We start from the raw sequence: 23,217 nt of genomic DNA, 5'->3' as shown, positions 1-23,217 counted from the left end.
CTAATGTCAAACAAGTCCTGGCGGGCAAAAAAGATAATCTGCTGATTTTTTTTACGGCAATGGCGGATTAGGAGGGGAAGAAAGGATCCGTGACGGGAAAAGCGTCCCGGAAGCGATGCCGTGCACCGCCCGGGTTGCGGGCCAGAAGGCACACAATGTGTTGCCTATCTGGCGCAAAGCGACACATGACAGCGCTATGTCGCTGAACGGCGATTAATATCGCACCATCACCGACTTCAGCTCCGTATAATCATCGATAAACGCGCTGCCGAATTCGCGCCCGATGCCCGAGCCCTTCATGCCGCCGAACGGTACCGCCGGGTCGAGGAAGGTATGCATATTGACCCATACGATGCCGGCCTCAATCGCCTCCGAGTAGCGTAGCGCCTGACGAATATTATCCGACCAGACGCTGGCCGCCAGTCCATACGGCGAAGCATTAATTCGTGCCAGCGCCTCTTCTTCGCTGCGATAGCCGATAAAGCTGCATACCGGGCCGAAGGTCTCCTCGCGCATCAGAGTACTCTCTTCGCTGCGCACTTTAACCGCGGTCGGCTGCAGGAAATAGCCCTCCCCCGGCAGCGCTTCGCCGCCGCAGACGATGGTATCGCCCTCGTCGCGGGCGGTCTGAATGAGCCGCAAAACTTTGTCATACTGCTGGCGGTTGGCCAGCGGCCCCATCAGCGTCCGTTCATCCAGCGGCGACCCCGGCGCAAAAGCGCTGAGCTTGTCTTTCAGCAGCGCCAGTACCGCATCCAGTTTTCCCTGCGGCAGATAAAAACGTTCCGCAGCGGCGCAAATCTGCCCCTGGTTCAGGTAGCCAGCTTCAATAATGCCGTTGACCATCGCCTCCGGCGTCAGGTCATCGAGGAACAGCGCGGCGTTTTTCCCCCCCAGCTCAAGGGTCACCCGTTTACCTGACGCACTGGCCGACTGCTGGACTTTTTCCCCGGTGGCCACCGAGCCGGTGAAGCTCACCTTGGCGCAGGCCGGATGCGTAATCAGCCGCTGGGCAATCTCGCCGCCGGCGCCGTTGACCACGTTAATCACCCCATCCGGGATACCCACCGCTTTTGCCAGCTCCGCCACGCGCAGCAGCGTCAGCGGCGTATATTCGCTCGGCTTGAGGACGATGGTGCAGCCGCAGACCAGGGCCGCCGCCAGCTTCCAGATGGCAATCATGATGGAGAAGTTCCACGGCACGATGCCAACCACCACCCCCAGCGGCTGGCGGCGGGTAAAGGCGGTATATTTCTCCCCGGCCATCGATGGCAGCGAGACATCCAGCGTTTCACCGGTGACTTTCCCCGCCCAGCCGGCGAAGTAGCGCAGGAACGCCACCGACTGGTCCAGCTCGAGCATCCGCGCCAGCGTGATAGTTTTGCCGGAACAGAGACTTTCCAGCTGCGCCAGCGCTTCGCGATGCTCTGCCAGCGTGTCCGCCAGCTTCAGCAGCAGCGCGCCGCGCGCCAGCGTCGGCATCTCGCGCCACTGACTAAACGCCTGGCGGGCGCTCTCCATAGCGCGATCCGCCTGGTCACTATCCGCCGCGGTGACCTCGGCAATCGCCTGCCCGGTCGCCGGGTTGATCACCGCGAACGGCGCGCCGCGGCCCGCCTCACGTTGACCGGCAATAAACTGCCCGTGCGGCTGGCGTAAGAAGGCGGTCACTTCCGCCAGTAAGGTTATCTCGCTCATCGTCAGCACCCGTTTTTCAGCAAAGTTAACCCATCACAGCACGGCTTCCCGCCGCAGCCTATCGTTCTAAAGAACGTCATTCTTCCGGACGATATTCAACGCCCGCGCGGCGTGCTGTGATGAGGGTCTTGAGCCAGGCAAGACCACAGGGTAACGCGATGAACATCAAGATCGATGCGCTGAACTACTACGGCGCGACGAAGAAATATCACCTCCATTTCCCGGCGCTACGGGAAGATATTGAAGCCGATGTGGTAATTATCGGCGGCGGCTTCTCTGGCATTAACACCGCCCTTGAGCTGGCGGAACAGGGGATCACCAACGTGGTGGTGCTGGAGGCGCGCCATCTCGGCTACGGCGGCACCGGGCGCAACGGCGGCCAGGTGATGGCCGGTATCGGCCACGATATCGAAGCGGTAAAAAAGCACGTCGGCAAAGAGGGGCTGGAGACGCTGTTTAAAATCGCCAACCTCGGCGCGGGCATCATTCGCGAACGCATCCGCAAATACAACATCGACGCCGATTTCGTGCCCGGCTACGGCTATCTCGCCTATAACCAGCGACAGCTTAAAACGCTGCGCCAGTGGGAGAAGGAGTTTAAAGCCGCTACCCCGGATGAAGAGATCGAACTGTATACCGGAAAAGAGGTGCAGCAGGTGGTGGGCTCCGAGGTCTACTGCGGCGCGCTGAAACATATGGGCGGCGGCCAGATCCATTCACTCAATATGCTGCTCGGTTCGGCGCAGGCCGCCCATTCGCTGGGGGTGAAGATTTTCGAATCCTCGCCGGTGGTGGAAGTGAATTACGGCAAACAGGTGCGGGTACGCACCGCGATGGGCAGCGTCAAAGCCGCCAAACTGCTGTGGGCCTGCGACAGCTTCCTCAACAATATGGAGCCGGAGATCTACAACAAGACGCTGGTCACTTACTCCTACCAGGTGTCGACCGAGCCGCTCTCCGATGAACTGATCGAACGCATCAGCCCACTGCGCGGCGCCTTCAGCGATATTCGCCCGGTAATTAACTACTACCGCGTCACCCGGGAAAACCGCCTGCTGTTCGGCAGCGCCACCCGCTTTGTGGAGTATACGCCGAACGATTTCGCCGCCTGGAACCGCACCTTGCTGGCGGAGGTCTTCCCCTATCTCAGGGATGTGAAGATCGATTTTGCGTGGGGCGGGCCGATGGCCTGTAGCGCCAATCTGTTCCCGCAGATCGGCACCCTACGCGATCACAACAACGTCTTTTACGTCCAGGGGTACTCCGGCTTCGGCGTCACCCCGTCGCACATCGTGTGCAAAATCCTCGCCGAAGGGATCAACGGCGGTTCCGACCGCTATCGCCTGCTGAGCAGCATCCCCCACGCGACCATCCACGGTCGTGACAGTCTGCGCTTGCTATTAGTCACGGCCGGAAAACTGATGCATCAAACCGCCGGTTTCTGGAAAGGCCGGAGTTAACCAGGAGAACGCTATGCACGCTTTTAAACTTAAACACCCGGTACCTGATCTGCAGCCGATCGGCAGCGTCAGCCTGCTCGGCGCGACGCCGACCGCCGGCGACCCGCAGGTAGCGGGCGAGATGATCTACGGCGAGCCGCAGGACGCCTTTACCTGCGGACTGTTTTCGTCCACTGAGGGGAGCTTTACCATGACCTATCCGTTTACCGAGCACGCCACCGTGCTGGAGGGCGAAGTGGAGCTGACCGTCGCCGGCGGCGAGCCGCAGCGCTTTGCGCCGGGCGACAGCTGGTTTGTTAAACAGGGCACCGAAGTGGAGTGGAAAATTCTGACGCCGCGCTTTGTGAAGCACTACCTGGCGAACGTCGAGACCCGCTAACAAACTGATAATGCCCGGCGGCGCATTACGCCTTCTCCGGGCTACCAAATCGCACAGCGCTGTAGCCCCGGTAAGCGGCAGCGCCACCGGGGGGGTTGAGGCCAAATTAAAGGCAGGCCGCACGGACCGTAGGCCGGATAAGGCGCAGCCGCCATCCGGCAGAAACAGGCGCAACGTGGCAAGACGGATGGCCCCGGTTTTCGGGGTCATATTGTTTATCCGCCGCGACATTCATCGACTGCGTCACAGAATCATGCGCCGCCCTCCACCTTCCGGACGATATTCGTTGAGCAGGATGCCCGCCTAAATTATGACTATCCGGGAGTGGCGCTGGCTATTCCCTGCCCTACCCCATTATTGTGCAGAGGTTGACTATGTTTAGTAACAGACTCGCCAGCCATCTTGAGCGCGGCGTCGTCGGCTTCCCGACCACCCTCGCCAGCTCCGTCGGGCTGATCATGGCCAGCCCGGTGATCCTGACGGTCACCAGCGGCTTCGGCATGGGCGGTGATACCTTCGCGCTGGCGGTGCTGCTGGCCTTTATTATGATGCAGGCGCAGGTCACCACCTTTGCCGAGGCGGCGACGCTCATTCCCACCACCGGTTCGGTGTACGACTATATCTCCTGCGGCATGGGCCGCTTCTTCGCTATCACCGGCGCGCTGTGCGCCTATCTGATCGTCCATATCTTCGCCGGGACGGCGGAGACGATCCTGGCGGGCATTATGGCGCTGGTGAACTTCGAGTCGATTAACGCCCAGATGGCCGCTCACCAGAATACCTGGATGGTGGGCGTCGGCATGGTGGTGATTTTCGGCTTGCTCAACGCCATCGGCGTGGAAATCTTCGGCAAGGTCGAAGTAGTGCTGACCTTCGGCATGTGGACCACGCTGACCATTTTCGGCCTGTGCGGCATTTTTATGGCGCCGGTCACCCATCTGTCCGGCTGGTTCGGCACACCGCTGAACGTTAGCGATATCAACGGCCTGTTCGGCTATATCGGCATGGCGATGTTTATGTTCGTCGGTTGCGAACTGGTGACGCCGATGGCGCCGGAGATCAAACAGGCCCACCGCACCATACCGCGGGCGATGGCGCTGGGCCTGCTGGGGGTCGCCAGCTGCATGTTTATCTACGGCGCGGCGATCAACCGCCAGGTGGAGAATACCGTGCTCGACGCGGCCAACAACGTCCATCTGCTGGATACACCGATGGCGATCCCGGCCTTCGCCGAACGGGTGATGGGCCACGCCGGCCAGTACTGGCTGGGGGTCGGGCTACTGTTGGCCGGCTGCGCCACCATCAATACGCTGATGGCCGCCGTGCCGCGTATTATCTACGGCATGGCGCTGGACGGCGCGCTGCCCCGTTTCCTGACCTGGCTGCATCCGCGCTTTAAGACGCCGGTGATCGCCATTGCCATCGGGGTGGCGATCCCCTGCCTGCACGCCTGGTATCTGAACGGCGATCTGGACCGCATCGTGCCGCTGATCCTCGCCGCGGTCTGCGCCTGGGGCGTCGCCTATCTGCTGGTTACTCTGTCGGTGGTGATGCTGCGCATTCGCCGCCCGGACCTGCCGCGCGCCTACCGCTCGCCGTGGTTCCCGCTGCCGCAGATTATCTCCAGCGTCGGGATCATCATCGCTATCGTCAATATCACGCCGCCCGGGATGGACAGCCGCCAGGTGCTGGTGCCGTTCGGCATAATGCTCGGCCTGACCGCCGCTTACGCCCTGTTCTGGACGGTGTGCGTGCAGCGCGTCAATCCGTTCAAGCCGCTGGTAGTGGAAGAGGTGGTTGAACGCGCCATCAACAATTATGAAAAACAGACCCGCGGGGAGATGACGCCAGATGTCCTCCGTCCCCTGGTTTGAAACGCCGTTAATGAACGCGGTGCAGTGCGATCTGGCGGGCTGGCCCAGCGAAAAGCTGAGCGAACGCAGCGCGCTGCTGCGCTTGAACGACGCCACCGCCGTCATCTTCAGCGTGCGTCAGAAGCGGCTGTTTATGGCCAGCATTCACAGCTGCGAGTTTGTCGTCGAGGGGCCGGTGACCCGGCCCGTGCGCGGTAACATTCGCGCCCATCAATCCGGCTGGTGGAAACGCCAGCCGATCCGCTTTATCGGCGGCAAAGACAGCGCGGAACTCGCCGGCTATCTCAACGGTTTTCCTAATCTCCAGCAGACCTTAAGCGAGCTGGATTACCGCCGCTTTTCGCTGACCTTTGATAGTAGCGGCTGGCGCTGCAGCATTGAACCCTGGGCCGCCAGCGAAGTGGTCTGTAAAATGCCGCCGCTGCGCCGTTATCTGCGGCTGGAAGCGCAGCAGCGGATGCTGCTGCTCAGCGTGCTGGCGATGGTTAATCAGGCAGTAAGTCAGTGGATGCGCGGTGAAATCGCAGAAGAGAAAGCATTGACTTCCCCGCCATCACCGCGGGGAAGCTGAGGTGGTTTATAGCAGGCCAAACTGCTGCGCCAGCCGATCGATGGCCTGGCGCTGGAACTGCGCGAACGTGGCGCGCGGCTGCTGCTGTTGAATAAATTCCAGCAGCGGATCCTGGACCTCGGTGCGGATGCCGCTCAGGGCTTCCATCACCGCCAGGCCGCAGAACGGCACGTAGGATTCGGCGTAGCCGCCCTCGTGCACCATCACCAGTTTCCCGCCGCACAGGCGATCCGCCGCCTGCTGGACCTGTTCGGTCATCGCCCGGAAGCTATCGCTGTGCAGCTGCATCCGCGCTAATGGATCCATGGCGTTGGCGTCATAGCCGCAGGCGATGATGATCAGCTCCGGCTCAAAACGCGCCAGTGCCGGAATAACGATAGTTTCCAGCGCATAGCGCCAGCTGTCATCCCCCGCCCCGGCCAACAGCGGAATATTGATGTTGTAACCTTCGCCCGCGCCCACGCCGCGATCGTCCTCGCCGGCGTAGCCCGGCGGGAAGCAGCCGTCCTGATGCAAGGAGATAGTCAGTACGTCGTCGCGCTGCAGGTAGATATGCTGGGTGCCGTTGCCGTGGTGAACATCCCAGTCAATGATCGCCACCTTGCCCAGCCCCAGCTGCGCTTTCGCTCGCTCGACGGCAATGGGAATATTGGCGAGGAAACAAAATCCCATCGACTGGTCCGGCAGGCAGTGGTGTCCGGGCGGGCGCGACAGCGAATAGGCGTTATCCAGCTCCCCCTTCAGCACCGCTTCCACCGCCGCACAGGCCAGCCCGGCGGAAAGACAGGCGATTTCATAACTGCCCGGCCCCAGCGGCGCCTCTTTGCCGAGCATGCCGCCGCCGTTATCGCTTATCGCCTTGAAGCGCTCCAGATAGCTGTCGGGGTGGATCCGCCGCAGGTCCTCAAGGCTCGCCGGCGCCGCGCTGCGCAGCGCCAGCTGCGGCGTCAGCCCGGAGACATCCATCAGGTTTTTCATCCGCCGTTTGGTCTCTGGCGATTCAGCATGACCGCCGCCGGCGGGCGGCTGTACCCACCCGCCCACCGGCAGCGTCACCGCGTGCAGACCGGTACTGTGCCAGAAACAACGTTCATCAAAGAAGAAACCGGTTTTTCTTTTCACTCTATCCTCCCGTGGGCTAAGCCTTCCCGGCGGCGGACGCCGCCACAATTAAAATCAGTGACAGCAGCGCGCAGACGCCTGCCGCCGCCAGCAGCGGGTCGGCGCTGGCGAAGTGTTGCAGTAAGGCCCCCGCAAGCGCCGGGCCAGCCGCCATGCCGCCGCCGATCACCAGATTGATGCTGTTCATTAGCCGACCGCTGTTATCGAGCCCGGCCACGCGGGCGAGAATAAAGGGCAGCACGAAGGTCCAGGTGAACTTAAACAGCAGCGCCGCGATGGCGTAACGCACCAGCAGCGGCTGGCCGATCAGCAGCCCAACGCTGACGATCAACAGGCCGTAGCCCAGCCACACCGGTAAACGATCGGCCCGCCGGGTGCCGCGCAGGGCCGCGCCGCCGGCGCCGATAATGCCGCAAACCGTCGCCGCCGCCAGCACCAGACCGACCTGCGTCGGGCTCAGCCCCGCCGCGCTGCCGATGGTGCCGATAAAGGTCCACACGGCGCTGAGGCTGATATAGAAAGTGAGCACCGCCAGCACCGCCAGCGCCTGACGCCACAGCGCCGTCGACGGCTGCTGGCGGAAGACTGAAAGCGGTTGAAAGCGCGGAGGGAAAGCGGATACCAGCGGCAAACAGCAGAGCATGATGGCGGCGAGGATCAGATACACCACCTTCAGGCCAAAGGTCGCGAACAGGCCGGGCAGCGCCAGCAGGCCAAGCATCCCTAACAGCAGTTGCCCGAGCACCCAGAAGGCGTAGACCCGCGACGGGTTCGGCGTTCCGGCCGCGCAGCTGATGCACAAAATCATCAACGTGCCGCCCGCCAGCGAGGCGATAAAGCGCGCCGCCAGCAGCGTCTCGTACTGGGTGACCACCGCCGAGGCGAGGTTGGCGGCCAGAAACACCACCCCGGCCGTCAGGGCAACCCGCCGCCAGTCGAGGCGGCTCATCCACCACCACGCCGGGAGCGTCGCCAGGCTCATCGCCCCCAGCTCCGCTGAGAACAGCCAGCCGATCTGCCCGGGTTTTAGCTGCCATTCGCTGGCCAGCTGCGCCGCCACCGCCGGCGCGGTCATCAGAATACCCGGCGCAATAGCGGCAAAAATAACGATCGCCGCCAGCAAACGCAGGGACACCACCAGCCCGGCGGGCCGGGAAAGCGCATTATCAGTGAGAGGTGTACTCGACATCGTAGGGCGTGCTCCGGTCAAAAAAGCCTCCCCCCGGAGGATCCTCCAGGGAGTGATACCCACAGGCATCAGGAAAACGCCGTGCTGCCACGGCGCGCGCGGGATGCGAAAGTCAGATTACAGATGCAGCGTACGCTGAGCGGCCGGCATCCAGGTTCGGGAAACCAGTTCGGTACGATTGACCACTTCGGTCTTGGCGAAAATATTGCGCAGGTGCGTTTTTACCGTCGAGAGCGAGATATCCAGCTGGCGGGCAATCAGCTTATTGCTGGCGCCTTCGCGCACCATGCCGACGATTTCCCGCTCTTTCGCCGTCAGGATGGCGGGCAAATCATCTTCTTCCTGCAGGCAGTCGCGAATGGCCAGCTCTACCAGCGGCAGCACCGCCTGGGCCCGCTGGCGCTCTTCGCTGGAGAAAGGCACGTCGCGCATCAGCGAGATACCGGCGACGATCCGCCGCTCGCGGCGGATAAAGATCTCGGTCATGTCGCGCACGTTATTCGGCAACATAAATTCATGATAGTAATGCCGGTTGCGGTCGCAGAGCCGCGGCGTCATCGCCGCCACGGTGGTGTTCTGGTGGCTAAAGTGCGACGGCAGAAGCGGATCCAGCGGCTGGAAGTTTTCCAGATATTGTTGGTGCGTATTATCGGAAATATTATGCAATATATAGTTTTCGGGTTTTAAACGATTATTTACTCGATAAAACACCGCTGAAGTTAGTGGAATTAACTGGGAAATAGTCTGTAAACAACGGGCTATTATCGCATCATTACGGCTGGCTTTTAACAAAGCAGACATGATAGGGCCTCCCCGTCGAGATGATGGTACATGACACATGGATGACTACTGATAATTGAAGCATACATTTCACATTTAAGTAACACAATCATTAACATATTAACAATGTGATAGCCGTTACAAAATTTTCAGCAATACATTGTTATATAAGGCATTTAAAAAACACCCCGGCCATGCTTTACGATAGCGGCGTTAAAACATAAACAAATAAGATTAACACCCGGCGTACCTGCCCCTGGTGATAAAAAAACCCTATTCCCGACGCGTGATTCTCATCCTAAAGAACGATGGATTTTTGTTTTTTTTCACTTATACCCTTAACAGGATGCATTTAATTTTCGCCGCGGCTTAATCATGTGATTACGCCTGACCCGCTGTTGCCAAAATAATATCAACAGTACCGGTCATTAACCGAGGATAAGCCGATGCTGAATATCGCCGCCCTGCGCCAGCAGCAAATTCCGCTGGCCGCTGAGCCGCGCTCGCCGGTGCCGTTTCATATTCTGATGAAGCCGATTGGCCCCGCCTGCAATCTCGCCTGCCGCTATTGCTATTACCCGCAGGACGAAACGCCGGTCAACAAGATGGATGACGCGCGGCTGGAGCAGTTTATCCGCCGCTATATTGCCGCCCAGCCCGCCGGCGCGCGGGAAATCAACTTTGTCTGGCAGGGGGGCGAGCCGCTGCTGGCCGGCCTGAGCTTCTACAAAAAAGCGCTCGCCCTGCAGGCGCGCTATGCCCCCGACGGCGTGACTATCAGCAACAGCCTGCAGACCAACGGGACGCTGATCAACGACGCATGGTGCCGACTGTTCCGCGAACATGGCTTTATTATCGGGTTGAGCCTCGAAGGCAACGAAGCGCTGCAGGACTACCATCGTCCGGATAAACGCGGCCGGTCGACCTGGTCGGCGGCGCTGCGCGGCATTGACCTGCTCCATCAGCATCAGGTGGACTTTAATCTGCTGGTGGTGGTGCATAACGAGATGGCGGCCCACGCGGCGGCGATTTATGACCGGCTGGTCAGCCTCGGCGCGCGCTATCTGCAGTTTCAGCCGCTGATGAGCGAAGGCGCGGCCCTGCGCGAAGGATACCAGCTCAGCGCCGATAACTGGGGACGTTTTATGGTCGGCATCTGGCGACAGTGGCGGAAGCGCTGCGATAGGGGGCGGGTGTTCGTTATCAATATCGAACAGGCGTGGGCGCAGTATTTCACTCATACCAGCGGCAGCTGCGTGCACAGCCCCCGCTGCGGCAGCAACCTGGTGATGGAGCCCGACGGACAGCTCTACGCCTGCGACCACCTGATCAACGCCGAACATCGGCTGGGCCGCCTCGATGAGCAGACGCTCGCCGCCGCGGTCGACGCCTCGGTGCAACTGCCTTTCGGTCAGCAGAAAAGTCTGCGCCGCGAATGCCAGACTTGCTCGGTAAAAATGGTCTGCCAGGGCGGCTGCCCGGCGCATCTCAACGCCGCAGGCAACAACCGCCTCTGCGGAGGCTACTACCGCTTCTTTAGCGACATCCTCGCACCATTACGCCCCTTTTCCCGCGACCTTAATGGCCTGAAGGCCTGGCGGGCCGCGTTTGTTGGGACTGCGCATACTGCGTAGCGCCTTACCCTGATGATATCCCCCTCTGAACAGGAGAGTCAGTCGTGAACAAAAAAGCCATGGCCGCGGCGGTCAGCATGATCCTCGCCGGTGGCGCGCACGCCGCGCAGCAGGAGCGTCCAAACGTCATCGTGATTATCGCCGATGATATGGGCTACTCGGACATCAGCCCCTTTGGCGGCGAGATCCCCACCCCCAACCTGCAGGCGATGGCCGAGCAGGGAATGCGCATGAGCCAGTATTACACCTCGCCGATGTCGGCCCCGGCGCGCTCAATGCTGCTCACCGGCAACAGTAACCAGCAGGCTGGGATGGGCGGCATGTGGTGGTACGACAGCACCATTGGCAAGGAGGGCTACGAGCTGCGGCTGACCGACCGCGTCACCACCATGGCCGAGCGCTTTAAAGACGCGGGGTATAACACCCTGATGGCCGGTAAATGGCACCTCGGTTTTGTTCCCGGCGCCACGCCGAAAGATCGCGGCTTTAATCACGCCTTCGCCTTTATGGGCGGCGGCACCAGCCACTTTAACGACGCGATACCGCTGGGGACCGTTGAAGCCTTCCACACCTACTACACCCGCGACGGCGAGCGCGTCTCCCTACCGGATGATTTTTACTCCAGCGAAGCCTACGCCCGCCAGATGAACAGCTGGATTAAAGCGACGCCGAAGGAACAGCCGGTCTTCGCCTGGCTGGCCTTCACCGCCCCTCATGATCCCCTGCAGGCGCCGGACGAGTGGATTAAGCGCTTCAAAGGCCAGTATGAGCAGGGTTACGCCGAGGTCTATCGCCAGCGCATCGCCCGCCTGAAAGCGCTGGGAATTATCCATGACGATACCCCGCTGCCGCATCTGGAGCTGGATAAAGAGTGGGAAGCGCTAACGCCAGAGCAGCAGAAATATACGGCGAAAGTGATGCAGGTGTATGCGGCGATGATCGCCAATATGGACGCGCAAATCGGCACCCTGATGGAGACGCTGAAACAAACCGGGCGCGATAAAAATACCCTGCTGGTCTTTTTAACCGATAACGGCGCCAACCCGGCGCAGGGTTTCTACTACGAATCTACCCCGGAATTCTGGAAGCAGTTCGATAACAGCTATGACAACGTCGGCCGCAAAGGATCATTTGTCTCCTACGGCCCGCACTGGGCCAACGTCAGCAACGCCCCCTACGCCAATTATCACAAAACCACCAGCGCCCAGGGCGGCATCAATACCGACTTTATGATCTCCGGTCCCGGGATCACCCGCCACGGTAAAATCGACGCCTCGACGATGGCGGTGTATGACGTGGCGCCGACGCTATATGAATTCGCCGGCATCGATCCGAACAAGTCGCTGGCGAAAAAGCCGGTGTTGCCGATGATCGGCGTCAGCTTTAAGCGCTATCTCACCGGCGAAGTACAGGAGCCGCCGCGCGGCAACTACGGGGTTGAACTGCATCATCAGGCGGCCTGGGTCGATGGCGAATGGAAGCTGCGACGGCTGGTGCCGCGCGGCCTCACCGCCGGCGACGCGCCGTGGCAGCTATTTAATCTGCACGACGACCCGCTGGAGACGCATGATGTCGCGGCCGAACATCCCGATCGGGTCAAAGCCATGAGCGAGGCCTACGAGGCATTTGCTAAGCGCACCATGGTCACCCGGGCACAGGGCAAGATGATCGATTACGTCGGCATCGACAGCAAAACCGGGCGCTATCTGGCAGTCGACCCCGCCACCATGAAGCCGGTGCCTGCGCCGCAGGCGATCCCTGTGAGCGAGATCCATTAACCACCACGGCTATCGTTCTTCCGGGCGATAGCCGGGACCTGACGCGCTTTTTAAGGTAATCGGAAACCCCATTACAGGAGAGTGCGGATGGCGAGAGTCGTGGTAATTACCGGCGGTGGAACCGGAATTGGCGCCGCCTGCGCGCGGCTGATGCGCGCCGCGGGCGACCGGGTGTTTATTACCGGACGGCGCGAAGCGCCGCTGCAGGCTGTCGCCGATGAGACCGGCGCCACGGCGCTGGTGGGCGATGCCGCCGACGGCGAGGTGTGGCGCCAGCGGCTGCTACCGGCGATCCTCGACCAGACCGACGGGATTGATGTCCTCATCTGCAGCGCCGGCGGGATGGGCAACAGCCCCGCCGCCGAGACCAGCGACCGCCAATGGCGCGAGGCGCTGGACGGCAATCTCACCAGCGCCTTCGCCAGCGTTCGCGCCTGTCTGGCTTCGCTGATTGCCCGCCGCGGCAATGTGCTGTTTGTCGCCTCCATCGCCTCTCTGGCCGCCGGGCCGCAGGCCTGCGGCTACGTCACCGCCAAACACGCTTTAATCGGCCTGATGCGCTCCGTCGCCCGCGATTATGGCCCCCAGGGGGTACGCGCTAACGCCGTCTGTCCCGGCTGGGTCACGACGCCGATGGCGGATGAAGAGATGCGCCCGCTGATGCAGGCGGAAGGGCTGTCGCTGACTGAGGCTTATCAGCGGGTATGTCGCGATGTTCCGCTGCGCCGCCCCGCCAGCCCCGAGGAGATAGCCGAGGCCTGTCAGTTTCTCTGTTCACCGCAGGCCGCCATCATCAGCGGCGCTACGCTGGTCGCCGACGGCGGGGCCAGCATCGTCGATGTTCCCACTCTGGCGTTTGCCTAACGCCCTACTCTGTTCAGGAGCCCCTATGACTTCAGAAGCCGTATTTATCCAGGTCGGCGCGCTGGCCGATGGTTTTGCGCCGCACGGTAACCTGCTGGCTACCGCCAGCCTGCCCGCAGGCGAAAACTTTACCTTTTATGTCGCCGGGAGCGAGCCGCAGCAGCTGGTTATCGAAGATGAGCAGACGCTAAGCTGGAACGGCAAGCGCGCCCCCTGGCGGGCGACCGCCCTGCGCCCGGACATTCTGTTTATCGACTTCCTTGACCCGGAGCGGGATAACGCCAGCATTAGCGCGGTATGCAACCTGACGCAGCGCAATGCCACGCTGGTATACGGCCAGCTGCCGGACGAAGCCGCCGCGCGGCTGGACGCCTTCAGCCGGGTAGAACAAGGGTTGCCGCTGACCGCGGTTGAGGTCCGTTTCGTCTTCGCCCGCCTGGATGCCCAGCCGGGGCCGCTGCCGGGCTTTACCGATGCACTCATTGGCATGCGCAATCAGTACACCTACAGCCCGACCGAGCGTTATGAACACATCTATCTCAACGACAATTTTTACGCCTGGCAGTGTCTGGACGGCGTGGAAAAGGGGCTGGCGGATGTCGATCGCTGCCACTATGTGCAGGTGGCTGAGGATCTCTATCTGTTCGTCTGGCGGGAGAAAATCATTCCCACGCTGGGGGTGATCCTCATCGATCTGCAGCAGATGCGCACTGACGGCAAGATCATGGGCTATCAGGGCAGCGATTTCGGCGCCCTCAGCAATTTTCCGGTCGGCGCCAGCGCGAAGATCCTCAACGTCACCCGCCATCAGGAATAGTAGGGCGCCGCCGGGCACGCTTTCAGGCACCGCACCCGTCATTTCGCCGGGTGGCGGCTGCGCCTTACCCGGCCTACCGGGGCCTCTCACAGGCTCACACCTCGCAGGCCCGGTAAGCGCAGCGCCACCGGGCGATGCTATCAGGCACAGAGCCGCTTTATTGCCGGGTGGCGGCTGGCGCCTTACCCGGCCTACGGTCCGTAGCAGCCAGCCGTTAACTTACCCACTAGTGCGACTGAAACTGCCGGTGTTGCGGCCTCAACATCGCTGAGACGTTCCCGGAAGGCCGGGGCAGCCCGCATGGATGCGGGCTGAGGGCCGTGTTTTGCACGGACGCTGCCTCGGCCCGACCCGAAGCCTGCAGGGATAAGTCGAAGGGACCGCGCAGCGGCGATGTTGCTGGCCGGAGCCCGGGGGTACAGGGGGCGGCGGCGACTGGCCGCCCCCTGTGCGCTCCCTGCACCATGACTGCCATAACGCAGACAATTAACCGGGAGCGCAATCGGCCCGGAAGTAACATAGAAGCTGTAGCCCTGCTAAACGCAGCGCGAGCAAGGACATTTCCGATTGCGCCGATATTTCGCCGGGTGGCGGCTGGCGCCTTACCCGACCTGGGATTCGCGCAACCTGTCGTTAATTTATTCACCAGTCTTGCTGAAACTGCCGGTGTTGCGGCCTCAACATCGCTGAGACGTTCCCGGAAGGCCGGGGCAGCCCGCATGGATGCGGGCTGAGGGCCGTGTTTTGCACGGACGCTGCCTCGGCCCGACCCGAAGCCTGCAGGGATAAGTCGAAGGGACCGCGCAGCGGCGATGTTGCTGGCCGGAGCCCGGGGGTACAGGGGGCGGCGGCGACTGGCCGCCCCCTGTGCGCTCCCTGCACCATGACTGCCATAACGCAGACAATTAATTGGGAGCGCAATCGGCCCGGAAGTAACATAGAAGCTGTAGCCCTGCTAAGCGCAGCGCGGGCAGGGGCATTACCGGTTGCGCCGTTATTTTGCCGGGTGGCGGCTGGCGCCTTACCCGGCCTATGCTCCGCGTCATGTTTAGCCTTCCCCCCTCTCCCCGCCGGGAAGAGGGATTGCCTCAGGCGCTGGCGCCGTCCAGCCGCGCCACTTGCTCCGCGCTCAGACTCAGCGCCGCCGCGCGGGCAAAACTCTCCACCTGAGCCACGCTGGTGGCGCTGGCGATCGGCGCGGTCACCCCTTCGCGGCCGATCAGCCACGCCAGGGCCACCTCAGCCGGCTTCGCGCCCTGCTCGTCCGCGACCGCCGCCAGGGTATCGATAATCCGCATCCCGCGCGGATTCAGGTACTTACCAATCCCGCTTCCGCGCTGGCTCTGTGTCAGATCCGACGGCTGGCGGTACTTACCGGTTAAGAACCCCGAGGCCAGGCTGTAGTAGGTCACCACCCCGATATCGCGGCTGACGCAGAGATCGCACAGCGCACCTTCAAACGCAGAGCGGTGGTAGAGGTTATATTCCGGCTGCAGCACCTGCCACGCAGGCAAGCCGCCCTTACGCGCCACCTCCAGCGCCCCCGCCAGTTGCATCGCATCGAGGTTAGAGGCCCCCATCGCGCGGATTTTTCCGGCCTGCTGCAGGCTGTGGAAGGCCTCCAGCGTTTCCGCCACCGGGGTTTGCGGATCCGGCCAGTGGGAGAAGTAGAGGTCGATATAATCGGTATTCAGGCGACGCAGAGAGTCGTCAACCGCCTGTTGGATCCAGGCTTTGCTGAGCCCTTTATGGCCGGGGAGGCCGAGATCGGAGCCGACTTTGGTGAAAATTTTGACTTTATCACGCATGCCGGGGCGCGCCTGTAGCCAGCGGCCGATTATGGTTTCAGATTCGCCGCCCTGGTTGCCCTCCGCCCAGCGGGAATAAACATCCGCCGTATCGATAGCGTCAAAACCGTGGTCAACGAAAGCATCAAGAAGAGCAAAACTGGTTTTTTCATCGATGGTCCAGCCAAAGACGTTGCCGCCAAAGACTAATGGGGCGATGGAAAATCCGGTTTTGCCCAAAGGACGTGTCATCATGCCGAGTACTCCTTAGCTTATATTCTGCTTCCCTCAGGTAACCATAGGGGTCAGGAGAGGAGGTCGATTGGATAATCAGAAAAGGAATCTTACGGCGGGCGCTCCACGCCCGCAGGTACACTCTGACATTATGTCCCGGAATAAACATCAAAGCTAAAATATTTGCCAGCTAATTTTTTATAGGTGCCGTCGGCAAGAATCTTCGCAATCGCGCCGTTAATTTCCTGACGCAGCGCCTCATCGTCTTTACGCAAACCTATCGCCGCCCCGGCGCCAAACAGCGTATCGTCCTGCAGATGGCCGCCGACAAAGGCGAATTCTTTACCCTGCGGCTGCTGCAGGAAGCTGTAGTCGGCCATCATCCCGGAGAGCACCGCGCCGTCGATGCGCCCCGACTCCAGGTCACGCACCACGCTATCGGCCCCCTGGTAGGCCACAATGTTTATCCCCTGCGGCCGCCAGTGCTGGTTAACATACGTCTCCTGCGCCGAGCCCTGCTCCACGCCGATGGTTTTGCCCTTCAGCTGTTCCGGCGTATTGCCTTGCAGGGTATTTTTACGCGCCACGAGGAACACCGGCCCGTTATACAACTTGTCGCTAAAGGCAATCTGCGCTTTGCGCTTCTCGGTCATATACATCCCGGAAAGGATCGCGTCGAATTTACGCGCCTTCAGCGCCGGGATAATGCCGTCGAAATTGCTTTCCACCCACACGCATTTCGCCTGCAGCTGCTGACAAATGGCGTTGCCTAAATCGATATCAAACCCCGCCAGCTTGCCCTGCGGATCTTTCCATTCAAACGGCGCGAAAGTCGGGTCGACGCCGAAGCGGATCTCCTTTCCCCCTTCGGCCAGCGCCGACGTCGACGCCATTAAGGCCAGCCATAGCAACAGTGATTTTTTCATTCGCGTTCTTCTCCAGAGATTAGCGACAGTGTTTTTCCACCAGACGGGCGAACAGCGTCGCGCCGATGGTGATAATGTCATCGTTAAAGTCGTAGCCGGGGTTGTGCACCATGCAACCGCCCTTCTCCCCTTTCTCGCCATTGCCGAGCAGGAAGTAGCTGCCCGGGCGTTCGCGCAGCATAAAAGCGAAATCCTCGCTGGCGTTCATCGGCGAGACCGACTCCAGGACCCCTTCGCGGCCAAACACCTCCAGCGCCAGCGCCCGGGCGAAATCGGTCTCTTCAGGACTGTTGGTTAATACCGGATAGGAGTCGTAAACCTCCACTACGCTGCTGGCGCCATAGCTTTTGGCGGTAAAGTCAGCGAGCTCGTGAATACGCTTGATCAGCAGGTCGCGGATTTCCGGCTTCATCGCCCGCACGCTCAGCTCCATCACCGCGCTCTCCGGAATGACGTTGGAGGCGATACCGGCCTGGAAGGTGCCGACGCTGACCACTGCCGTTTCCCCCGGCGGCACGTTGCGCGCCACGATGCTCTGCAGGGCCATCACCAGCGCCGCACCGGCGACGATCGGGTCGACGGTGCGCTCGGGGTGGGCGCCGTGGCCGCCGTAGCCGGTAATCGTGATTTTGACGGTGTCCGCCGAGGCCATGAAGTTGCCGGCGTAGAAGCCCAGCTTGCCTACAGGCAGGCCTGGCATGTTGTGCAAGCCAAAGATGCGTTCGCAGGGGAACTGCTCGAACAGGCCGTCTTTAATCATTAAATCCGCGCCGCCGATAGCCTCTTCCGCCGGCTGAAAAATCAGATGCACCGTGCCGTTGAACTGACAGGCCGGCGAGGCGATATATTTCGCCGCCGCCAGCAGAATGGTGGTGTGACCGTCATGGCCGCAGGCGTGCATTTTTCCTGGCGCCGTGCTGGCCCAGGGTAAACCGGTGGTTTCCTCGATCGGCAGGGCATCCATATCGGCGCGTAAACCGATGGTGCGCGGAGAATCGCCTTTGCTCAGGCTGCCGACCACGCCGGTCTTGCCGAGACCGCGCGTCACCTGATAGCCCCATTCCGTCAGCTTGCTGGCGACCAGTTCGCTGGTATTAAACTCTTCAAGACTTAATTCCGGATTGGCATGTAAATAATGACGGATAGAAATCATTTCCGCTTCCGTCGCTTTAATTTCTGGAATTACATAATCACTCATGCCGCTCTCCGGGAAATAAATTAAGGACTTATCACGGTATCGCGATGAAAAGTTTATGCAAGCAGCATTTCTAATACCTGGAATGGACGCATCTTATTTAATAATTCACTCATCACAGCGCAATGAATAATAAAAATAGTGCAATTAAAAAATAAAAGTTTATTTTTTTGAGGATTTCCAGTTATTTACCCTACCCTGCACGGCCACATCCAGCGTTATATAAAATAAACGGGCAGGCAATTACAGAGGCTTTTCCTTCTCGCAATCGTTGCGCTGGCGGGCTGCAGCGCGCCGATCGCCGCCTCCACCAGCGGCGTGGCGTCAGATACCGCCTCGTTGCTCTCGAAGGTCAACGTTTATCATCTGACCGAAAAAGAACTGTCCACCCAGGCAACGATCAATGGTTATAAATACTGGCCGGATGCTGCGCTGGATCCGTAGCTTTCCGCGAGTGCGCCATCGCCGGATCAGGCTTTTCCTGACCCGGCGTCGCGGAGCAGCGCATTTAGTGGCCGAGGGCGCCACTTACCAGAATCGAGGTGATGATCCCGGTCGCCGCGGCGATCAGCACATAGTTACCGTCGATATAGGACCAGTGATGGCCTTCCGGCGGGGGCGGCAGGCCGCGGTCGCTCCAGTCGCGGACGCGATATTCATCGCCACGGAACGGCGCCGGAGCCGGGTGGCCTTTGCGGAAATCGTTCCCGCGCCAGGCGAAATGGTTCTGCTCATGACGTGCCAGATCGCGTTTGTCATGGCCGTCGCGATCCGGGCCATGCTGGTCATGGTCGCCCTGATGATGCGCGTCAGGTCCGCCCTGCGGTGCATGCCCGTCATGGTCCGGACCGTTCTGCCACACCGTGGGTTGCCCCGGACGATGGCCGTCGTTCGGGCCATCGGCAAAGGCCGGGACGCTCAGCACACAGGATAAAATTACTGCCAGAGAAATCATCTTTTTCATGGTACACCTCCTGATTCAGCTCCTTTGTACCGGGCAAATGTGAAGAAAGAGTGAGTAACTGGTTAACCAGGACGATTCCTGGCATCGGCTGTTACTGTGCTGCGCAACAGCCAGGCAGCGGGAGGAAGGACAATAAAAAAGGCCGCTTTCGCGACCTTTATTCAGACAGGTAAAAGGACTTATTTAGTCACTTTATTTTTTAACTCTTCGGCGCCGGTTTTGGTTTTATCCCAGCCCTTTTCCGCACCGGATTTGGTGGCGTTCCAGCCTTTTTCACTGACCTCTTTGGTCTTATCCCACCCCTTCTCGGTGCCTTCTTTGGTCTTGTTCCAGGTTTTCTGCGCGCCTTCGCTCACCTGGCTGCCGACGCTGTCCTGCTTGCCTTCGGCGGCGTGTTTCGCCTTCAGCTGCTGCTCTTCGCCCTCGTGCTGGGCCTGATGCAGCTTCTCTTTAGCGGTGTTGGCGTTGGCATTCGCCGCCGCGACGGTATCATCTGTTGCATGTGTTGTCGCAGCAAAAACCGGAGCCGCAACCAGAATAGCCGATAACGCAATCATTGCTTTTTTCATAATATCCTCTCTCACGTGTCGTGTTATGAGTCGCATTCAGGATGGCACAACGAACCGGGGATGACATTAGGAATTAGCCTGAAAAACGTCTTCGACCTCCAGCCATGGCAGAAAATGCTGCCGCCGCGCGCGCCCTGTCAGCGTTGGCATAATTTCCAACATGTTTGTTACATTTTATGAAATTTGCCCTTGATATACTTGCCGTTGACGTTTACTCGAGAATAATTCTCAGAATCATTATATTTATAAATTGGCAAACGGAACTCATTTTATGGCAAGAAAATCAGTAAGATCGCTGTTACTTACTGCGCTGCTCGCGACGCCCCTCCTCAGCTATGCAACCCAATATCCCCTGACGGTCACGGACCTTGACGGCCGGCAGGTCACCCTCGCCAAAGAGCCGCAGCGTATTATTTTGCAGGATGGTCGCGACATTATGACCCTCGCCCTGCTGGATCGGGACAATCCGTTTAAACGGCTGGTGGCATGGAATAATCTGGCGAAAAAGCAGGATGTTGCCACCTGGCAGATGCTGAAAACGACGTGGCCCCAGTCGGCCACGATCCTTGACATGGGCTTCAGCGATAAAGGGAACGTCGATCTTGAAAGCGTCATCGCCCGTCAGCCGGATCTGATGATCGCCCAGCTGCGCGCCAGGCCAGCGCTGATGGAGAGCGGCGTCATCGACAAGCTCAGCGCCCTGCACGTTCCGGTGCTGTTTGTCGACTATGAGATCGCCCCGGCGAAAGATACCGCCCCCAGCATCGACCTGCTGGGCAAAGTCCTTAACCGCGAGAGCCAGGCCAAAGCCTTTACCGATTACTATCGTCAGCAGCTGCAGACGATTCGCCAGAAAACCGCGGCCATCACGCCGAAGGCCAACGTCTTCGTGGAAGCGCTGGCCGGCAACAGCGACGCCTGCTGCTTTACTCACGGCCACAGCGGCTGGGGCGGGCTGGTGGAGGCGGTCGGGGCGAACAATATCGGTTCGCAGCTGCTGCCGGGCGCCTCCGGGTTCGTTTCGCTGGAGAAAATTATCAGTATGAAGCCCGACGCCTGGATCATGACCGGCTCGAAGCGCGGCAACAGCCAGGTGCTGCCCCTGGGTTATGCGGTTAAGCCAGAGGCGGTGAAGGCCCAGGCGCAGACGCTGCTGGCGCGACCTGGGGTCAGCCAGATCCCGGCGGTACAGGAAAAGCGGGCCTATGGCGTTTATCACCACTTCTATAACCACCCGTGGAATATTGTCGGCATGGAATACCTGGCGAAAGATATCTACCCGCAGGCCTTCGGCGATCTCAACCCGGATGAGACGTACCATTATATCGTGCGCCATTTCACCGACCTGCCGGACCAGCCGTTCGTCTTCTCCTGGCAGCAGAGCGAGTAATCCGGCATGCGTTTAACCTCCGACTCCGTGCTCGACGGGCTGCCCGCCGGGACCTCTGGCGTGATGAATGATTATCGCCGTATCGTGCGTCGCCGTCTGCTGCTGATCCTCCTGCTGGCGCTGTTGATTGTCGCGTCGCTGCTACTCGATTTTATGCTCGGCCCCTCCGGTCTGCCGCTGCAGAGCCTGTGGCAGACGTTAACCGATCCGGCCAGCGCCGATCCGGGCACGCGCGCCATCGTCTGGGATATCCGCCTGCCCTATGCGGTGATGGCGATTATCGTCGGTCTGGCGCTGGGACTGGCCGGCGCCGAAATGCAGACCATCCTCAATAACCCGCTGGCCAGCCCGTTTACCCTCGGCGTCTCCTCGGCTGCGGCGTTTGGCGCCGCGCTGGCGATTGTGCTGGGTATTGGCCTGCCCGGTATTCCCGGCCAGTGGTTTATCTCGGCCAACGCCTTTATCTTCGCCCTGCTGGCGGCCCTGCTGCTGGACGGCATCACCCGCTGGACCCAGGTGGCCACCTCCGGCGTCATTCTGTTCGGCATCGCGCTGGTCTTTACCTTTAACGCTCTGGTCTCGATGCTGCAGTTCATCGCCAACGAAGACACGCTGCAGGGGTTGGTGTTCTGGACCATGGGCAGCATCGAGCGCGCCTCCTGGAGCAAAGTCGCCATCCTGCTGGTCGCCCTGGCGCTGGTGATGCCCCTGTCGCTGCGCAGCGCGTGGAAGCTGACCGCCCTGCGGTTGGGCGAGGACCGGGCCATCAGCTTTGGCATTAACGTTCGCCGTCTGCGCCTGACCACGCTGCTGCGGATCAGCATCCTGTCAGCGCTTTCGGTGGCCTTTGTCGGGCCAATCGGCTTTATCGGCCTGGTGGCGCCGCATATTGCGCGGATGCTCTTCGGCGAAGACCATCGCTTTTACCTGCCCGCCAGCGCGCTGATCGGCGCCCTGGTGCTCTCCCTGGCCTCCATCGCCTCGAAAAACCTGATCCCCGGGGCCATTATTCCGGTGGGGATCGTCACTTCCCTGGTCGGGGTCCCGTTCTTTTTGAGCATCATTTTACGTCATCGGGGGCAGGTATGAGCGACCAGACATTATCCGGGCTGTCGCTGTCTCACTTCAGCGCCGGCTACCCCAGACGCAAGGTGATCGAGAACCTGACGGTTCCCCATCTGCCGCGAGGGAAAATCACCGCGCTGCTGGGGCCAAACGGCAGCGGTAAATCAACGTTAATGCGGGCGATGGCGGGTCTGGGCCCCTGCCGCGGCGAGCTGCTGCTGGAGGGGGAAAATCTGCTGACGCAGCCGTTCTCACGTCGCGCAGAGCAGGTGGTCTATCTTCCGCAGACGCTGCCCGCCGGCGTGCATCTGCATGTGCTGGAGTCGATAATCGTTGCCCAGCGCGCCGCCGGAGGACGCCACAGTCCGCAGCGCCAGGAGGAGGTGATGGCGCTGCTGCGACAGCTGGGGATTGCCCATCTGGCGATGAGCTACCTCGATCAGCTCTCCGGCGGGCAAAAGCAGCTGGTGGGTCTCGCCCAGTCGCTGATCCGCCAGCCGCGCCTGCTGCTGCTCGACGAACCGCTCAGCGCCCTTGACCTCAACTACCAGTTTCACGTGATGGATCTGGTGCGCCGGGAGACCCGGCGGCGCAACATCGTGACCCTGGTGGTGGTGCACGACATCAATATTGCCCTGCGTCACGCCGACCACGTGCTGATGCTCAAGGCGGGCCAGCTGCTCGGCGACGGCACCCCGGCCGCGGTCATCACCCCCGAGACTCTGGCGGCCGTCTATGGGGTGCGCGGGCGTATTGAACCCTGTTCGCAGGGGGTGCGGCAGGTGATTATTGACGGCCTGGTGGACAGCGAGGCCTGACCGCGGGGGGGGGGGGGGGGGGGGACCCCCCCCCCCCCCCCCCCCTCCTCACAGAAAAGCCAACCCTCCCCCCTCCCCTTCTCCCCCCCACCCCCCCCCCCCC

Annotated in this window: 22 protein-coding genes; 12 read left to right on the top strand and 10 right to left on the bottom strand. The window is 60.8% G+C overall.

Annotated features, from left to right (window positions below):
• Window positions 1-213: 213 nt before the first annotated feature.
• Window positions 214-1,698 (bottom strand): aldehyde dehydrogenase family protein, encoded by a 1,485-nt coding sequence (locus RRF55_RS16510; protein ID WP_023312812.1) that lies wholly within the window; start codon window positions 1,696-1,698, stop codon window positions 214-216.
• A 158-nt stretch (window positions 1,699-1,856) separates the two neighbouring features.
• On the opposite strand from RRF55_RS16510, the gene RRF55_RS16505 reads away from it, so the two are divergent.
• From RRF55_RS16505 to RRF55_RS16490, 4 genes are all read left to right on the top strand, one after another.
• On the top strand, window positions 1,857-3,158 hold the full coding sequence (locus RRF55_RS16505) for an NAD(P)/FAD-dependent oxidoreductase (protein WP_004176990.1): 1,302 nt from the start codon (window positions 1,857-1,859) through the stop codon (window positions 3,156-3,158).
• Window positions 3,159-3,171: 13 nt separating this feature from the next.
• Window positions 3,172-3,537 carry a cupin domain-containing protein gene (locus tag RRF55_RS16500; RefSeq protein ID WP_042939236.1) on the top strand — a complete coding sequence of 122 codons (366 nt, stop codon included), beginning with the start codon at window positions 3,172-3,174 and terminating at the stop codon, window positions 3,535-3,537.
• Between the two features lie 374 nt (window positions 3,538-3,911).
• Window positions 3,912-5,411 (top strand): APC family permease, encoded by a 1,500-nt coding sequence (locus RRF55_RS16495; RefSeq protein ID WP_002892820.1) that lies wholly within the window; start codon window positions 3,912-3,914, stop codon window positions 5,409-5,411.
• Window positions 5,389-5,982: a DUF3156 family protein gene (locus tag RRF55_RS16490; RefSeq protein ID WP_064153150.1), complete on the top strand. Its 594-nt coding sequence runs from the start codon at window positions 5,389-5,391 to the stop codon at window positions 5,980-5,982. The genes RRF55_RS16495 and RRF55_RS16490 overlap by 23 nt, the downstream gene beginning before the upstream one ends.
• Before the next feature lie 6 nt (window positions 5,983-5,988).
• On the opposite strand, the gene RRF55_RS16485 is transcribed toward RRF55_RS16490, so the two are convergent.
• The 3 genes from RRF55_RS16485 to RRF55_RS16475 form a co-directional block, all read right to left on the bottom strand.
• Window positions 5,989-7,104, bottom strand: coding sequence for a class II histone deacetylase (locus tag RRF55_RS16485; RefSeq protein WP_004151809.1), 1,116 nt, complete (start codon window positions 7,102-7,104; stop codon window positions 5,989-5,991).
• 16 nt (window positions 7,105-7,120) lie between these two features.
• Window positions 7,121-8,293, bottom strand: coding sequence for an MFS transporter (locus RRF55_RS16480; protein WP_021314077.1), 1,173 nt, complete (start codon window positions 8,291-8,293; stop codon window positions 7,121-7,123).
• 117 nt (window positions 8,294-8,410) lie between these two features.
• Complete coding sequence (locus tag RRF55_RS16475) at window positions 8,411-9,094, bottom strand: helix-turn-helix transcriptional regulator (protein ID WP_002892774.1); 684 nt, start codon at window positions 9,092-9,094, stop codon at window positions 8,411-8,413.
• Between the two features lie 425 nt (window positions 9,095-9,519).
• Here RRF55_RS16475 and RRF55_RS16470 point away from each other — a divergent pair, with 425 nt between their 5' ends.
• The 4 genes from RRF55_RS16470 to RRF55_RS16455 all read left to right on the top strand — a co-directional run bounded on the left by RRF55_RS16470 (window position 9,520) and on the right by RRF55_RS16455 (window position 14,166).
• Window positions 9,520-10,707, top strand: coding sequence for an anaerobic sulfatase maturase (locus RRF55_RS16470; RefSeq protein WP_023316535.1), 1,188 nt, complete (start codon window positions 9,520-9,522; stop codon window positions 10,705-10,707).
• Window positions 10,708-10,751: 44 nt separating this feature from the next.
• Entirely contained in the window at window positions 10,752-12,485 is a 1,734-nt protein-coding gene (locus RRF55_RS16465) for an arylsulfatase (RefSeq protein WP_004223434.1), read from the top strand.
• 87 nt (window positions 12,486-12,572) lie between these two features.
• Window positions 12,573-13,349, top strand: coding sequence for an SDR family NAD(P)-dependent oxidoreductase (locus tag RRF55_RS16460; RefSeq protein WP_064153146.1), 777 nt, complete (start codon window positions 12,573-12,575; stop codon window positions 13,347-13,349).
• Between the two features lie 25 nt (window positions 13,350-13,374).
• Window positions 13,375-14,166, top strand: a complete 792-nt coding sequence (locus RRF55_RS16455; RefSeq protein ID WP_004176998.1) for a MoaF C-terminal domain-containing protein — start codon at window positions 13,375-13,377, stop codon at window positions 14,164-14,166.
• Window positions 14,167-15,254: 1,088 nt separating this feature from the next.
• Here the strand turns inward: RRF55_RS16455 and RRF55_RS16450 are convergent.
• The 4 genes from RRF55_RS16450 to RRF55_RS16435 all read right to left on the bottom strand — a co-directional run bounded on the left by RRF55_RS16450 (window position 15,255) and on the right by RRF55_RS16435 (window position 18,664).
• Window positions 15,255-16,208 carry an aldo/keto reductase gene (locus tag RRF55_RS16450; RefSeq protein WP_004147443.1) on the bottom strand — a complete coding sequence of 318 codons (954 nt, stop codon included), beginning with the start codon at window positions 16,206-16,208 and terminating at the stop codon, window positions 15,255-15,257.
• A 128-nt stretch (window positions 16,209-16,336) separates the two neighbouring features.
• Complete coding sequence (locus RRF55_RS16445) at window positions 16,337-17,113, bottom strand: ABC transporter substrate-binding protein (RefSeq protein ID WP_002892707.1); 777 nt, start codon at window positions 17,111-17,113, stop codon at window positions 16,337-16,339.
• A gap of 19 nt (window positions 17,114-17,132) precedes the next feature.
• Entirely contained in the window at window positions 17,133-18,311 is a 1,179-nt protein-coding gene (locus RRF55_RS16440; RefSeq protein ID WP_004176999.1) for a M20 aminoacylase family protein, read from the bottom strand.
• Window positions 18,312-18,526: 215 nt separating this feature from the next.
• Window positions 18,527-18,664, bottom strand: coding sequence for a hypothetical protein (locus RRF55_RS16435; RefSeq protein ID WP_032415644.1), 138 nt, complete (start codon window positions 18,662-18,664; stop codon window positions 18,527-18,529).
• Here RRF55_RS16435 and RRF55_RS16430 point away from each other — a divergent pair.
• Entirely contained in the window at window positions 18,627-18,752 is a 126-nt protein-coding gene (locus tag RRF55_RS16430; protein ID WP_016831715.1) for a hypothetical protein, read from the top strand. The genes RRF55_RS16435 and RRF55_RS16430 overlap by 38 nt on opposite strands.
• Window positions 18,753-18,816: 64 nt before the next feature.
• Here RRF55_RS16430 and RRF55_RS16425 read toward each other — a convergent pair whose 3' ends face one another.
• Both RRF55_RS16425 and RRF55_RS16420 read right to left on the bottom strand, forming a co-directional pair.
• Window positions 18,817-19,272, bottom strand: coding sequence for an RcnB family protein (locus tag RRF55_RS16425; RefSeq protein ID WP_032414638.1), 456 nt, complete (start codon window positions 19,270-19,272; stop codon window positions 18,817-18,819).
• A 179-nt stretch (window positions 19,273-19,451) separates the two neighbouring features.
• Window positions 19,452-19,841 carry a hypothetical protein gene (locus RRF55_RS16420; RefSeq protein ID WP_032414637.1) on the bottom strand — a complete coding sequence of 130 codons (390 nt, stop codon included), beginning with the start codon at window positions 19,839-19,841 and terminating at the stop codon, window positions 19,452-19,454.
• Window positions 19,842-20,112: 271 nt separating this feature from the next.
• Between RRF55_RS16420 and RRF55_RS16415 the strand changes: the two genes are divergently transcribed.
• Genes RRF55_RS16415 through RRF55_RS16405 form a run of 3 tightly spaced genes read left to right on the top strand, consistent with a single transcriptional unit; the run spans window position 20,113 to window position 23,114 of the window.
• Window positions 20,113-21,231 carry an ABC transporter substrate-binding protein gene (locus tag RRF55_RS16415; protein ID WP_009308082.1) on the top strand — a complete coding sequence of 373 codons (1,119 nt, stop codon included), beginning with the start codon at window positions 20,113-20,115 and terminating at the stop codon, window positions 21,229-21,231.
• A gap of 60 nt (window positions 21,232-21,291) precedes the next feature.
• Window positions 21,292-22,320, top strand: a complete 1,029-nt coding sequence (locus RRF55_RS16410) for a FecCD family ABC transporter permease (RefSeq protein WP_074421628.1) — start codon at window positions 21,292-21,294, stop codon at window positions 22,318-22,320.
• Entirely contained in the window at window positions 22,317-23,114 is a 798-nt protein-coding gene (locus RRF55_RS16405; RefSeq protein WP_002892698.1) for an ABC transporter ATP-binding protein, read from the top strand. Before RRF55_RS16410 ends, RRF55_RS16405 begins: the two co-directional genes overlap by 4 nt.
• Window positions 23,115-23,217: the final 103 nt, after the last annotated feature.

Source organism: Klebsiella sp. K47, from assembly GCF_051858335.1.
Taxonomy (GTDB): domain Bacteria; phylum Pseudomonadota; class Gammaproteobacteria; order Enterobacterales; family Enterobacteriaceae; genus Klebsiella; species Klebsiella pneumoniae.
The sequence above is the reverse complement of the archived record's forward strand: the minus strand, read 5'-3'. Positions and strand labels throughout refer to the sequence as shown.

What these genes read in the sequence shown, in the direction of transcription:
- RRF55_RS16510 (WP_023312812.1), bottom strand. Translation starts at nt 1,698, where the DNA reads ATGAGCGAGATAACCTTACTGGCGGAAGTGACCGCCTTCTTACGCCAG.
- RRF55_RS16505 (WP_004176990.1), top strand. Translation starts at nt 1,857, where the DNA reads ATGAACATCAAGATCGATGCGCTGAACTACTACGGCGCGACGAAGAAA.
- RRF55_RS16500 (WP_042939236.1), top strand. Translation starts at nt 3,172, where the DNA reads ATGCACGCTTTTAAACTTAAACACCCGGTACCTGATCTGCAGCCGATC.
- RRF55_RS16495 (WP_002892820.1), top strand. Translation starts at nt 3,912, where the DNA reads ATGTTTAGTAACAGACTCGCCAGCCATCTTGAGCGCGGCGTCGTCGGC.
- RRF55_RS16490 (WP_064153150.1), top strand. Translation starts at nt 5,389, where the DNA reads ATGTCCTCCGTCCCCTGGTTTGAAACGCCGTTAATGAACGCGGTGCAG.
- RRF55_RS16480 (WP_021314077.1), bottom strand. Translation starts at nt 8,293, where the DNA reads ATGTCGAGTACACCTCTCACTGATAATGCGCTTTCCCGGCCCGCCGGG.
- RRF55_RS16475 (WP_002892774.1), bottom strand. Translation starts at nt 9,094, where the DNA reads ATGTCTGCTTTGTTAAAAGCCAGCCGTAATGATGCGATAATAGCCCGT.
- RRF55_RS16470 (WP_023316535.1), top strand. Translation starts at nt 9,520, where the DNA reads ATGCTGAATATCGCCGCCCTGCGCCAGCAGCAAATTCCGCTGGCCGCT.
- RRF55_RS16460 (WP_064153146.1), top strand. Translation starts at nt 12,573, where the DNA reads ATGGCGAGAGTCGTGGTAATTACCGGCGGTGGAACCGGAATTGGCGCC.
- RRF55_RS16455 (WP_004176998.1), top strand. Translation starts at nt 13,375, where the DNA reads ATGACTTCAGAAGCCGTATTTATCCAGGTCGGCGCGCTGGCCGATGGT.
- RRF55_RS16450 (WP_004147443.1), bottom strand. Translation starts at nt 16,208, where the DNA reads ATGATGACACGTCCTTTGGGCAAAACCGGATTTTCCATCGCCCCATTA.
- RRF55_RS16445 (WP_002892707.1), bottom strand. Translation starts at nt 17,113, where the DNA reads ATGAAAAAATCACTGTTGCTATGGCTGGCCTTAATGGCGTCGACGTCG.
- RRF55_RS16440 (WP_004176999.1), bottom strand. Translation starts at nt 18,311, where the DNA reads ATGAGTGATTATGTAATTCCAGAAATTAAAGCGACGGAAGCGGAAATG.
- RRF55_RS16425 (WP_032414638.1), bottom strand. Translation starts at nt 19,272, where the DNA reads ATGAAAAAGATGATTTCTCTGGCAGTAATTTTATCCTGTGTGCTGAGC.
- RRF55_RS16420 (WP_032414637.1), bottom strand. Translation starts at nt 19,841, where the DNA reads ATGAAAAAAGCAATGATTGCGTTATCGGCTATTCTGGTTGCGGCTCCG.
- RRF55_RS16415 (WP_009308082.1), top strand. Translation starts at nt 20,113, where the DNA reads ATGGCAAGAAAATCAGTAAGATCGCTGTTACTTACTGCGCTGCTCGCG.
- RRF55_RS16405 (WP_002892698.1), top strand. Translation starts at nt 22,317, where the DNA reads ATGAGCGACCAGACATTATCCGGGCTGTCGCTGTCTCACTTCAGCGCC.